Annotated in this window: 10 protein-coding genes; 9 read left to right on the top strand and 1 reads right to left on the bottom strand. The window is 37.7% G+C overall.

Translation table 11 applies throughout. From position 1 onward, the window contains the following. Window position 1: 1 nt before the first annotated feature. The 6 genes from BXY58_RS05200 to fabF all read left to right on the top strand — a co-directional run bounded on the left by BXY58_RS05200 (window position 2) and on the right by fabF (window position 6,192). Window positions 2–1,123 (top strand): hypothetical protein, encoded by a 1,122-nt coding sequence (locus tag BXY58_RS05200; protein WP_120212763.1) that lies wholly within the window; start codon window positions 2–4, stop codon window positions 1,121–1,123. Between the two features lie 148 nt (window positions 1,124–1,271). Further along, a complete protein-coding gene (locus BXY58_RS05195) occupies window positions 1,272–2,924 on the top strand; it encodes an ELWxxDGT repeat protein (RefSeq protein ID WP_120212762.1) in 1,653 nt (550 codons plus the stop codon). Between the two features lie 123 nt (window positions 2,925–3,047). After that, entirely contained in the window at window positions 3,048–3,641 is a 594-nt protein-coding gene (locus BXY58_RS05190) for a TetR/AcrR family transcriptional regulator (RefSeq protein ID WP_120212761.1), read from the top strand. 43 nt (window positions 3,642–3,684) lie between these two features. Continuing rightward, the gene (locus BXY58_RS05185) at window positions 3,685–4,443 is read left to right on the top strand and encodes an SDR family oxidoreductase (protein WP_120212760.1); all 759 of its coding nucleotides are present in this window, start codon (window positions 3,685–3,687) and stop codon (window positions 4,441–4,443) included. An 82-nt stretch (window positions 4,444–4,525) separates the two neighbouring features. Continuing rightward, window positions 4,526–4,957, top strand: coding sequence for a PaaI family thioesterase (locus BXY58_RS05180; protein WP_120212759.1), 432 nt, complete (start codon window positions 4,526–4,528; stop codon window positions 4,955–4,957). Then, a complete protein-coding gene (gene fabF / locus BXY58_RS05175) occupies window positions 4,957–6,192 on the top strand; it encodes a beta-ketoacyl-ACP synthase II (protein WP_120212758.1) in 1,236 nt (411 codons plus the stop codon). Before BXY58_RS05180 ends, fabF begins: the two co-directional genes overlap by 1 nt. Before the next feature lie 153 nt (window positions 6,193–6,345). Here fabF and BXY58_RS05170 read toward each other — a convergent pair whose 3' ends face one another. Then, a complete protein-coding gene (locus tag BXY58_RS05170; protein WP_120212757.1) occupies window positions 6,346–6,870 on the bottom strand; it encodes a HugZ family pyridoxamine 5'-phosphate oxidase in 525 nt (174 codons plus the stop codon). Window positions 6,871–7,038: 168 nt separating this feature from the next. Here BXY58_RS05170 and ahcY point away from each other — a divergent pair, with 168 nt between their 5' ends. The 3 genes from ahcY (at window position 7,039) to BXY58_RS05155 (ending at window position 12,907) form a co-directional block, all read left to right on the top strand. Then, window positions 7,039–8,352 (top strand): adenosylhomocysteinase, encoded by a 1,314-nt coding sequence (ahcY, locus tag BXY58_RS05165; RefSeq protein WP_120212756.1) that lies wholly within the window; start codon window positions 7,039–7,041, stop codon window positions 8,350–8,352. A 200-nt stretch (window positions 8,353–8,552) separates the two neighbouring features. Further along, entirely contained in the window at window positions 8,553–9,995 is a 1,443-nt protein-coding gene (locus tag BXY58_RS05160; RefSeq protein WP_120212755.1) for an aminoacyl-histidine dipeptidase, read from the top strand. 143 nt (window positions 9,996–10,138) lie between these two features. Further along, entirely contained in the window at window positions 10,139–12,907 is a 2,769-nt protein-coding gene (locus BXY58_RS05155; RefSeq protein WP_120212754.1) for a M4 family metallopeptidase, read from the top strand. The last annotated feature ends 63 nt before the right edge of the window (window positions 12,908–12,970 follow it).

Below are 12,970 nucleotides of genomic sequence, written 5' to 3'. Positions count from 1 at the left end.
AATGAGAGCATTGAGAATTTTTTTGGTGATGATTTTATCCATTTCAACAAGTTTGGTTTTTGCTCAGGAAGGCAATAAAGAACTTGACAGTCTGATAAGTTCTGCTAATTCATTTATTTTCAAAAATCCACAGAAAACCATTGATATTGGAAAGGACATTTTGAAGAAAAAAAACATTGAATCTTCTTACAAAATCTCGTCTTATATCTTGATTTCCAACGGCTATTCTGGTTTGAATGATTATCAAAAATCCATTGAATTCGCTTTGAAAGCCAACGAATTATCTGAACAAACTAAAGATATTGCCAACCAAATCAGGACTTTGGGGCTCATTGGAAATCAATACATTAGGATAGAAATGCGTGACGAAGCCTGGCATTATCTGGATAAAGCAGACAAGCTTTCGCAGTCGGTTTCTTTGCCTGGGTCTAAAAAATATTTGATTGGAAATATCAATCTCCTGAAAGGGTTTCTGTACAAAAGAAGTCTGGATTGTGGTTATGCGATTAAGCATTTTGACAAAGCGATTAACGAGTTCAAAAAAGACAAAGACAACGGATTTGCGAAAGCGAATCTCGGGCAGGCTTATAACCAGAAAGCTTATTGCTACCTCAACATCAACAAAGATTCTGCCCAGGTCAGTTTTGAAAATGGATTAGCCGACGCCAGAAAAAATGGTGCAAAATCTCTGGAATGTAATGCGTTGATTGGTTTATCTGAAATCAAAAGCTCCAGAAAAGATTTTAATAGTTCTAATGAAACTTTGTTATCTGCACTTCCTCTTTCTAAAGAAGCTCAGCAAATCGAAATGGAAAGTCGAATTTACAAACTCTTGGCAGAAAATTTCATCGAGCTTAATGACTTTGAAAATCATCAGAAATACCAAAAACTATTTGATTCGACTCAATCCAAATTTGCGCTGGAAGATGTAAAATCTCTGAATGAATTAATTCAAAAACGAAACGAATTCAAGCAGAAAAATTTTGAATCCGAACAAAAAAAATCTGTGATTATCATTTATGTTCTTCTTGGTATTTTAATTTTATCAGGTTTGACCTTATCTTATTTTCTAGTAAAAAAGTCGAAAAAAATCAATCAAAACATCAAAAATAAAATTTCTTAATCTAAAATTAATTCAGTAAAAATAATCTGATTTTCAATTAATTAAAATTAAAAAACTTTTGTTTTCTTGAAATTTTCGGATATCTAATAGCATATCTCTACGCATTCTGAAATTAAGGCTCTAATTTTACTTAAAAGAAATTATTTATATGAAGAGTAAATTTATCCTTGCGGCATTATTGGTATCATTTTTAGAAATCAATGCTCAGCAGACGCCAGTCTTTAAAATGGTCAAAGACATCAATCCGACGGGCGATTCTTTTCCGGAAAATCTCATCAAAGTAGATTCAAAAATATATTTTTCTGCAGATGACGGCGAACACGGAAAAGAACTTTGGGTCACAGACGGTACGGAAACCAAACTGGTCAAAGACATCAATCCAGGAAGCAATGGTTCTGATATTTATAACTTTAAAGTTCTGAATGGAAAACTTTTTTTTACCGCGACTGATGAAGCTAACGGAAACGAGCTTTGGACGTCAGACGGGACAGAAGCTGGAACAGTCCTTGTAAAAGATATGTATCCGGGTAGCGGTGGTTCTTATGCTTTTGAATTCGTGGAGTTCAACAATGCTTTATACTTTAGGTCAGAAGATGGTGTTCACGGAACCGAGCTTTGGAAAACCGACGGAACAACGGAAGGAACCGTAATGGTGACAGATTTGCGCGAAGGTGAATTTGGTTCTAATCCTTCTTATTTTACAGTTCTCAATGATAAACTTTACTTCAACGCGCTAGATGGATTTGATTTTGATAACGGTCAGCACGGCTTTGAACTTTGGGTAACAGACGGCACTGCGGCCGGAACGCAAATGGTAAAAGATATCCATGCAGAAAGTTCCAATCCTTCTAACCTGAAAGCGTTTGGCAATAAAATCTATTTCAATGCCGATGATGGCACAAACGGCATCGAACTTTGGGCTACAGACGGAACCAGCGCCGGAACTTATATGGTTAAAAATATCAATACTGGTGGTAATGGAAACGCTATTCCTGCAGATTTTATTGACTTTAATGGAAAGTTATTTTTCACAGCATATAGTAGCGACACAGGAAGAGAAATATGGACGACAGACGGTACCGAAGCTGGTACTAAAATCCTGAAAGATGTTTACGAAGGAACTGAAAATGGCGTAATTCCACAGTTTAAATATATCATTTATAACAACAAGTTATTTATGACATTAAGAGATGCTGAGCACGGCGGAGAGATCTGGTCAACCGACGGAACACCGGAAGGTACTCAATTATTTATAGATGTTTTGCCAGGTCCTGGCGATTCTATGGGCATTACTATTTCGCCAATGTTTTTCCAGGTGATGGGTGGTAAGCTATACTTCCGAGCTGTCAATAGTGAAGAATATTATCAGTTATGGAAATCCGACGGAACATTGGCGGGAACTCAAAAGATAATGGCTGACCCACAGAATCCGTCACAGGATGCCCTAAGTTACACTCCTTATTTTACGGCGATGGGAGACAAATTATATTTCACGGCAAAATATAATGACAGCGGTTATGAACTATGGAGTGTAGCTGCTGATGAGGCAATGGCTGTAACGGATATTAGTAAAAATCAATTTTCAGTGTATCCAAACCCGGTTGCTGATGTCATCCATATTTCCGGAGATTCTCAGATTTCTTCTGTTCAGGTTTATGATTATTCCGGGAAATTATTATTAAGTAATCCTGCCAATTCGAAAAAGCTTCAACTTGATGTTTCTTCTTTACCAAAAGGGAATTATGTGGTTAAAGTTTTATCTGAGCAGAAAAGCAGTTCGTATAAAATCATCAAAAAGTAATATTTTCAATTTCAAATTTAACCCGGGAGTTTTTACTTCCGGGTTTTATTTTTAAATAAATTCATAAAATATACCAATTGGTATATAATTTGTTTATCTTTGCATCGTCAATTCAGATTTAAAATGTCAAAAGCAGAAAAAACAAGACAGTTCATTATTGAACAAACCGCAGAACTTTTCAATAAGAAAGGTTATGCCGGTACGTCTCTGTCAGACATTACAACTGCAACCGGATTAACAAAAGGCAGCATTTATGGTAACTTCGAAAATAAAGACGAGGTGGCAAAAGAAGTTTATCTCTACAATTCCAAAAGGTTGCAAACCAGCTTTATCAATCAGCTGAACAACGAAATGACAGCGCGTGAAAAACTATTCACAATTATAGATTATTACAGAAAGACTTGGGAAATCAATTTCTCTCGTGGTGGCTGTCCTCACTTGAATACAGCTGTAGAAGCAGACGATACAATGCCTTTTCTTAAAGCGGAAGTGGCTAAGAATTTTGAAAATTGGGGCAACCAATGGAGTCGAATTTTAGAAAAAGGGAAAACTCAAAAAGAAATCGTAGAAACTGCAGATTCTTTACAATATGCTTTTCAATTTATTGCTTTGATAGAAGGCGGAATCCTGCTTTCAAAAACAATGAACAACAAAACTTATCTTTTCAATGCATTAGAAAGAATCGAAACAATCATCGATAACGAATTAATCAAATAATTTTTTTTAATTAAAAATATACCAATCGGTATTAAACATCATTATGAAAACATCCAACAACACGGTATTAATCTCAGGCGGTTCAGCCGGAATCGGATTAGAAATCGCAAAATTATTATCAGAAAAAGGTAATAAGGTCATCATCACAGGCAGAAATGAAGCACGTTTACAGCAAGCCGCTTCGCAACTGAAAAATGTCAGCACCATCGTTTCGGACGTCAGTAATGCAGAAGATGTAGACAATCTGGTCAGCCAAATCAAATCCGAATTTCCAGATTTGAATATGGTCATCAACAATGCCGGTCGCGCGCTCGTTTACGACATTACAGAAGAAAACGTCAACGCTTTCGAAAAAGCAGAAGACGAAATGCTAACCAATTATCTCTCTATCATCCGATTAAACGAAAAACTACTCCCGATTCTGAAAACTAACGACAATCCAACCATCGTGAACGTATCTTCTGTCGTAGCCTTCGTTCCGGGCGCTTTGGCGACCTATTCTGCGAGCAAAGCCGCCTTGCATTCTTACACCAGATATTTACGTTTAGCTTTAAAAAATGCTAACGTCAAAGTTTTTGAACTGATGCCACCTTTGGTAGACACCGAATTCTCCGCGCCAATTGGTGGAAAAAACGGCGTTCCAGCGTCCTTTGTTGCCGAGCAGTTGATTGCCGGATTGGAACAGGATAACTACGAAATCCGCGTTGGGCAGACGGAAGATATCTACAGATTATATTTGTCATCACCCGAAGATGCTTTGCTGGCAATGAATCAAAGAAGAACGCAGGAAGTTGGTGAGTAGATTAAGTCTTATGGGACTCTCGAAGAATCCGCTCTTGACAGTCTGCGAAAGTAATACTCAATCAAATTAAGTAAATAATATTATGGATAGACTAGCACATTTGCAATCATTAACGGGAAAAGAATTCAAAGATTCACCCTCGCCGTTTATGCGCTGGCTGAAACCGATTGTCCTATCCGCGGAAAAAGGTCATTTGGAATTCCAGTACACTATTCGTCCGGAATGGTTGAACCCGATCGGGAATCTCCACGGCGGTGTGACAGCTGCAATAATTGATGACGTTTTGGGAGCCACAATGTTTTCTCTTAATGAACCTACTTTTTACACGACGATTAATAATGTTATCGATTATTTCTCCATCGGGAAAGAAGGCGAAAATATCATTGCCGAAACACACATCACCAAATTAGGGAAACAATTCATCAACGCCACTTGCGAAATCTGGAATGCAGACAAAACCAGACTGATTGCAAAAGGCACATCCAACTTATTCAAAACACAAATCACAAGATAATGAAACGAGTCGTAATTACAGGAATGGGAGCCGTAACGCCTTTGGGAAATGATGTTGAAACCTTCTGGAATAATATTCTAAAAGGTGAAAGTGGCGCTGACAAAATCACTCATTTTGACCCGGAAAAATTCAAAGTTCAGTTTGCTGCCGAGGTAAAAAATTTTGCGCCTGAAAAATATCTGGACAGAAACGAAATCAAGCGCAGTGACCTTTTCACACAATATGCTATTTATGCAGCCGCTCAGGCGATGGAAGATTCCGGATTGAATTTTAAGGACTTCGATCCTTTTGACATTGGCGTCATTTGGGGAACCGGGCAAGGCGGAATGGAAACTTTTGAAAATGAAGTCACAGACTATGTTTCAGGAGATGGAACACCGAGATTCAGTCCGTTTTTTGTTCCGAAACTGATTGCCAATATGGCTTCCGGAATGATTTCTATGAAATACGGATTGCGAGGAATTAATTATACCACGGTTTCAGCTTGTGCAACTTCTAATACTGCTTTTATGGATGCCTTCAATTACATCCGCTGGGGAAAAGCAAAAGTGATTGTGAGTGGTGGCTCGGAAGCGCCAATTACGCCAGCTTCATTAGGTGGGTTTTCATCAATGAAAGCAATGTCCACAAGAAATGATAATCCGAAAGTTGCGAGCCGGCCTTATGATGTGGAACGTGATGGTTTTATAATGGGCGAAGGCGCAGGCTCATTAGTTTTGGAAGAATATGAACACGCCAAAGCCCGAGGTGCAAAAATCTACGCGGAACTAATTGGCGCAGCAATGACAGCCGACGCTTATCATATGACTGCACCTCATCCGGAAGGAATTGGCGCGGCAAAATCTATGGAACTGGCATTGGAAGACGCCAACATTCAGTCCGATCAAGTCGATTATCTGAATCCGCACGCTACTTCTACTCCACTCGGAGATTTAGCAGAGCTGAACGCTATTAATAAAGTTTTTAAAGGAAGCCAGAATCTTGACATCAGCGCCACCAAATCGATGACAGGCCATTTGTTGGGAGCCGCTGGTGCTGTAGAAGCAATTATTTGCATCAAAGCAATTCAGGAGAATATAATCCCTGCAACAATAAATGTTTCAAAGCTGGATGAGAATATTCCGGAAGGCATTAATATCGTTACCGAAAATAAAGAGAAACCAATCAATATCGCAATGAGCAATGCATTTGGTTTTGGTGGGCATAACTCGACGGTTATTTTTAGGAAGATTTAAATTTAAGAAAAACACTTCGACTCCGCTCAGTGTGACATTTCGAATACTAAATTTTCTAATTTTGGCAATGTCAGTTTGAGGCTCTCGAAGACATAAAAAATCAAAAAAAGGCTTAGTAAAAACTAAGCCTCTCGTATATATTTGAAAACGGTACTATTTCTGTGTGTGATTGATATCGTTTCTGTGTTCCATAATTTCCAGATTGGCATCTACGAAATAAGCACTTCCGAATCCGTTCACATAAGCACCTTTTACAGGATGTAGTGCAATTAGAATAAAATCAGTCATTTCATTCAAAACATCTACGATTTTTCCGTGTCTTTCTTTTAGTTTACCAACGATGTTATTCCAATCATCAGAATCTCTTTCGATTTGAGAAGTAGAAACTTCAACTGTCAATCTTTCTCTTGCATAGATTTGTTTCGTAGCAGACTCATCCTCGATGAACATTGCAGACACTTTCCTACCCTCAGCAAGATTTTTGGTGTGCTTAGCCATAAAAGAAACCAAAATATAGAATTTGTTATCGATTTCTACGAATGGTGCATAACTAGCGTTCGGTGTTCCTTCTGCATCTACAGTTGCCAAAGTTACACTTAACGTTTTAGCAATTAATTCTTTTACTTTTGGAGCAACTGGTTTAGCCTGTCTCTTTGCTTCTTCTGTATGTTCACTCATAATATATTTTTTTGATGTCACAAAAATAGTTATTTAGATTTAAACTAAATAAATTTTTGTTATGCAACTTATCATATCAATTAAGTTTAAGCAGCATTATTTGTATCTAAATTATTAATCGTAATTTTGCAACTTATTATCGTTGAATTTAAACTTATTCATTTACATATGAGTACTACAACACAATACGTTCCTTACAAAGTGAAGGATATTTCCCTGGCAGAATGGGGAAGAAAAGAAATTACTCTTGCAGAAGCAGAAATGCCTGGTTTGATGGCTATCCGTGAAGAATACGGACCGTCTCAACCGTTAAAAGGTGCAAGAATCGCTGGATGTCTTCACATGACGATCCAAACGGCTGTGCTTATCGAGACTTTGGTAGCTTTAGGAGCTGAAGTGACTTGGTCTTCTTGTAATATTTTCTCTACACAGGATCATGCTGCTGCTGCAATCGCCGCCGCAGGAATTCCGGTTTACGCTTGGAAAGGTCTAAACGAAGAAGAATTTGATTGGTGTATAGAGCAGACTATTTTCTTTGGTGAAGACAGAAAGCCATTGAATATGATCTTGGATGACGGTGGTGATTTAACGAATATGGTTTTTGATAAATACCCTGAACTTACTGCCGGAATCAAAGGACTTTCTGAAGAAACTACAACAGGAGTTCACAGATTGTACGAAAGAATGAAGAACGGAACTTTGGTAATGCCTGCAATCAACGTAAACGATTCAGTTACTAAATCTAAATTCGACAATAAATACGGATGTAAAGAATCTGCAGTAGATGCTGTAAGAAGAGCTACAGACGTAATGTTGGCTGGAAAAAGAGTGGTAGTTTGCGGATACGGAGACGTAGGTAAAGGTACTGCTGCATCTTTCAGAGGAGCCGGTTCTATCGTTACAGTTACGGAAATCGATCCAATTTGTGCGTTACAAGCTGCAATGGACGGTTATGAAGTGAAAAGATTGGATACTGTCGTTGATAACGCAGATATCATCATTACTACAACAGGTAACTTCAACATCGTAAGAGGCGAGCATTTCCTTAAAATGAAAGACAAAGCGATCGTTTGTAACATCGGACACTTCGATAACGAAATCGATATGGCTTGGTTGAACAAAAACTACGGTTCTACTAAATCTGAAGTGAAGCCTCAAGTTGACATCTATACTATTGAAGGTAAGGAAGTTATCATTCTTGCTGAAGGTAGATTGGTAAATCTTGGTTGCGCAACCGGTCACCCATCTTTCGTAATGTCTAACTCTTTCTCTAACCAGACTTTGGCTCAGATCGAACTTTGGAATAATTCTGAAGCTTACGGAAACGAAGTTTATATGTTGCCAAAACATTTAGATGAAAAAGTAGCTGCTCTTCACCTTAAGAAATTAAGCGTAGAATTGGAAACTCTTTCTCCTGAACAAGCTGAGTATATCGGTGTTGATGTGAAAGGTCCTTTCAAACCTGAGTATTACAGATACTAAGAATTGTCATCCTGAGTTTGTCGAAGGATCTCAACATAATATAAACTCTCCATTTTTGGGGAGTTTTTTTGTTTCTCTGATAAAAAAATTAAAGGATATTCTGGTTCAAAGCGAAGAAAAAGAATGACCATTAATGATAATAAGCTTTCAAAAATAGCCCATTAATTAGTAACTTGCCACTTCAAAAAATTTCAAAAAAAATGGAATATTCACAACTGGAGCCAAAAGTGATATGGAAGAATTTCGCAGCACTCAATTCGGTTCCGAGACCATCAAAAAAGGAAGAAAAAGTTATACAATTCATAAAAGAATTCGGGGAAAAACTGGGATTACCTACAACGGTTGACGAAGTTGGAAATGTCATCATCACAAAACCTGCAACTCAGGGAATGGAGAACCGAACGCCCATCATAATGCAATCGCACCTTGATATGGTTTGCCAAAAAAATAACGATGTCGATTTTGATTTTGAAACTCAGGGAATCCAAATGTATGTGGACGGCGATTGGGTAAGAGCAAAGGGAACAACTTTGGGCGCTGACAACGGTTTGGGCGTTGCTACGATTATGTCAATTTTAGAAAGCAACGACATAGCACACCCGGAATTGGAAGCACTTTTTACGATTGATGAAGAAACCGGAATGACTGGTGCTTTAGCTTTGAAACCAGGGCAATTGAAAGGTGAAATTCTTTTAAATCTTGATACCGAAGAAGACGACGAAATCGATATTGGTTGTGCTGGTGGTGTGGATGTAACAGCTTCTGCTAAATTTGATTTGGAGGATGCAAAAGACGAAACTTTCAAAATTGAAATCAAAGGTTTGCAAGGTGGACATTCCGGAATGGATATTCACAAAGGTCTTGGAAACTCAAATAAATTATTGGGAAGATTCTTGTTTTTAGGATTAGACAATCAAATCCAGTTAATTTCTATCGATGGTGGAAGTTTGAGAAATGCTATTCCAAGAGAAGCGAAAGCAATTATTTCAGTTAACAATTCAGAAGATTTTTCTTCAAAAATTGAGCAATTGAAATCTGATATTTTGGAAGAATTCGCTTCATTAGAAAAAGATTTAGTTATCAATATTGAAAAAATAGATTCATCAGAGAAAGCAATTTCTGTTGAAAATTCGAAGAAAATAGTTTTTGCAATCAATGCAGCGCACAATGGCGTTTACCGAATGAGTCCGGATGTTGAAGGCTTGGTGGAAGCATCAAACAACGTCGCTAGAGTTGAACTGAAAAATGGAGAAGTCAAGATTTTAAACTTAACCCGTTCATCTGTAGAATCTACAAAATGGGAAGTAGCGAATCAATTGAAATCGGCATTCGAAAGTAATTCTTTGAAAACGGAATTCGGAGGCTCATATCCAGGCTGGAAACCAAAACCAGAAGCAGAAATCATCAAGGTAATGACAGAACTTTATGAAAACAATTTCGGAGAAAAACCTTTAGTTGTCGCTTGCCACGCTGGTCTTGAATGTGGAATCATTGGTGCCAATTACCCAAAAATGGAAATGGTGAGTTTTGGACCAACCATCAAAGGCGCACATTCTCCAGACGAAAGAGCCAATATACCATCTGTTCAAAAATTCTGGACATACACGCAGGATATTTTGAGGAATATTCCAATCAAGAATTAATAATTCAATTTTAAATCCAACAAAATTTTGTTGGATTTATTATTTAAATTACTTTTGATTAAAATCCTAAACATAATTCATCACAATTCTTATACATTCATTAAAAAATTCACTAAATTGGCTCGAAATTTAATACCTAGTATATGAAGAAAGAGCTTTTACGAATTGGTATTTTGTGTAGTGTTTTTGGATTCACCCTATCCGCCAATGCACAGGAATACATTGACAAGAAAATTACCGAAAAAAACAGGAATATTAGTTTAGTCACATTTAAGAGTGACGCAAACTTAAAATCGGCTTCAAAAACTGATTTATTTAAAGAGATTTTACAGCTTCCTGCTGGTACAGAACTTAGACTTGCTAAATCGGAGAAAGATGCTAAAGGCAGCTTTCTGGATGAAAAATATCAATTATACTACAACAACGTCAAAGTTGAATTTGGAAATTACAATCTGCATTACAAAAACGGAAATCTTATAAGTATGAATGGTGAGATTTTCGACACGAAGAATGTCAGTATTTCACCAAAAATATCTTCACAATCTGCATTAGACAGAGCAATTCAAAATGTTGGAGCGCAGAAATATATGTGGGATGATGCGGAGAGCAATGTAGATAATTATAAAAAGCCAGCTGGAGAATTGGTTTTGCTTCCACTACAACAGGTAGACGAAAGTTACAAACTGGCTCTAGCTTATAAATTTGATGTTTTCGCTTCACAGCCAATGAGTAGAGCTTATATCTATGTAGATGCAACAAACGGTCAGATTTTATTATCAGATGCGATCATCAAGCACGCTAACGGAAGCAAGCATAATGTTTTAAAAAACGAACTCGATACTGACAAAATCGTTTCTGAAGTTAAGGATTCTGAACTTAAAAATACTATTTCAAAACTGGCAACTGGCAACGCTGCTACGCGTTACAGTGGAACACAATCTATTGAAACCTCTCTGAATACCGCAGGAACTAATTATATCTTGTATGATACTACAAGAGGTAGTGGCGTAAGAACCTATAATGCAAAAAAAAGTACAGCGATTGCAGGTGCTGTGGATTTCACAGACGCAGATAATGATTGGACTGCTACGGAATTTGACAATTCTACTTGGGATAATGCTGCTTTGGATGCCCATTTTGGCGTAGAAAAAACTTATGATTATTTTAAAAATGTTCATAACAGGAATAGTTATGACAACAATGGTTCACTTCTGAGAAGCTATGTGCATTATGGAAGTAATATCAATAATGCTTATTGGTCTGGTTCTTATATGCTTTATGGCGATGGTGACAGAACAAGCAATTTCAATGTTTTGACAGCATTTGACGTTACGGCTCACGAATTGGGTCACGGCGTCTGTTCTGCATCCGCAGCCCTGGCATACCAAAGAGAATCCGGAGCCATGAACGAAGGTCTTTCTGATATTTGGGGAGCAGTAGTAGAAGAAACTTATCTCCCTAACAAACAAGCTTTCACCATTGGTGAAGATATTACCTTATATGCACCTTATTATTTAAGGTCGATGAGCAATCCTAAATCTGCAGGGCAGCCAGACACATATAAAGGTATCAACTGGCAACCGGCAACAGTTGCAGAAGGCTGTGCTACTCCAGGACAAGATACCAACGACTATTGTGGTGTCCACACAAACAGTGGTGTTCTTAACCACTGGTATTATGTATTAGTGCAAGGAAAAACGGGAACCAATGACATTGGAAAATCATACAGTGTAACAGGAATCGGATTTGAAAAAGCATCTAAAATTGTTTATCGTCTGGAAACAGCTTTCTTATCTCCCAATTCCACTTACATGAATGCAAGAGATTTCGGTATCCAGGCCGCAACAGAACTATACGGAGCGGGTTCAGCTGAAGCAATAGCGACTCAGGATGCTTTCTACGCTGTTGGCTTAGGTGCAAAATATAATCCAAACGGACCAGATACAACGGTACCTACTACCCCACTCAATCTAGCCGCTACTTCTACTACGAATGTTTCTACTTATTTGACTTGGGATGCCTCTACGGATAATTTTGCATTAGACGGCTATAATGTTTATAAAGACAACGTCTTGCTGGGAACAACATATAAAACATCGTACTATGTTACAGGATTATCAGCATCTACAACCTATAATTTCAAGGTTGAGGCTAAAGATGAAGCTGGTAACAAATCCGCCTTCAGCAACACAGTTCCAGTTACTACATTGGCCACAGGCAATATTTATTGTACTTCGCAGGCTTCTAATACAAGCTTTATGAAAATACAAAACGTGAAACTTAATACAATTGATAATGCAAGTACAGGAAGCACAGGCTATGAAGACTTTTCTTATTTGTCGACTGATGTTACTAAAGGAAGTACTTATACAATAACCATTACACCATTTTGGTCTGGAACTGTTTATCCGCTAAGATATAGATTGTATATAGACTATAACAACAATGGCGTGTTTACGGATGCAGGAGAAACTGCTTGGTCACAGACTACAGCATCTTCTGCAGCAACAGTTACCGGAACATTTACAATTCCTGCCACCGCAGCAACAGGTAGAGTTAGAGTAAGAGTTCAGGCCGCGTACAACCAGACACCAACTTCCTGTTCCACAATCACTTATGGACAGGTAGAAGATTATTCTATTGATATCCAAGACGTGTTAGCTGTTTCTGATGTCAACTCTTTTAACCAGACTATGATTTATCCTAATCCTGTGAAAGATGTAATTAATATCAAAGCAAAGGAAACCGGAGAATCAACGTACAAAATCTATAATGTAGCAGGTCAATCTGTAGCGAACGGAAAATCTATCGAAAACAAGATCGATGTTAACCAACTGCCTACTGGTAATTATGTGATTGAACTGGTGAATAAAAAAGGAGAAAAATCCACTCAAAAATTCATTAAAAAATAATCGCAAATCCCAGCTTCTTAATAACAAAAGCTCCCAAATTTGGGAGCTTTTATTTTACAATAA

This window comes from Epilithonimonas arachidiradicis, from assembly GCF_003610695.1.
In the GTDB taxonomy this organism is placed as follows: domain Bacteria; phylum Bacteroidota; class Bacteroidia; order Flavobacteriales; family Weeksellaceae; genus Epilithonimonas; species Epilithonimonas arachidiradicis.
Note: the sequence above shows the minus strand (reverse complement) of the source record. Positions and strands in the feature narration are given on the sequence as shown.

Excerpts from the sequence above, each read along its gene's own strand:
- BXY58_RS05200 (WP_120212763.1), top strand. The coding sequence starts at position 2 with ATGAGAGCATTGAGAATTTTTTTGGTGATGATTTTATCCATTTCAACA.
- BXY58_RS05195 (WP_120212762.1), top strand. The coding sequence starts at position 1,272 with ATGAAGAGTAAATTTATCCTTGCGGCATTATTGGTATCATTTTTAGAA.
- BXY58_RS05190 (WP_120212761.1), top strand. The coding sequence starts at position 3,048 with ATGTCAAAAGCAGAAAAAACAAGACAGTTCATTATTGAACAAACCGCA.
- BXY58_RS05185 (WP_120212760.1), top strand. The coding sequence starts at position 3,685 with ATGAAAACATCCAACAACACGGTATTAATCTCAGGCGGTTCAGCCGGA.
- BXY58_RS05180 (WP_120212759.1), top strand. The coding sequence starts at position 4,526 with ATGGATAGACTAGCACATTTGCAATCATTAACGGGAAAAGAATTCAAA.
- fabF (WP_120212758.1), top strand. The coding sequence starts at position 4,957 with ATGAAACGAGTCGTAATTACAGGAATGGGAGCCGTAACGCCTTTGGGA.
- BXY58_RS05170 (WP_120212757.1), bottom strand. The coding sequence starts at position 6,870 with ATGAGTGAACATACAGAAGAAGCAAAGAGACAGGCTAAACCAGTTGCT.
- ahcY (WP_120212756.1), top strand. The coding sequence starts at position 7,039 with ATGAGTACTACAACACAATACGTTCCTTACAAAGTGAAGGATATTTCC.
- BXY58_RS05160 (WP_120212755.1), top strand. The coding sequence starts at position 8,553 with ATGGAATATTCACAACTGGAGCCAAAAGTGATATGGAAGAATTTCGCA.
- BXY58_RS05155 (WP_120212754.1), top strand. The coding sequence starts at position 10,139 with ATGAAGAAAGAGCTTTTACGAATTGGTATTTTGTGTAGTGTTTTTGGA.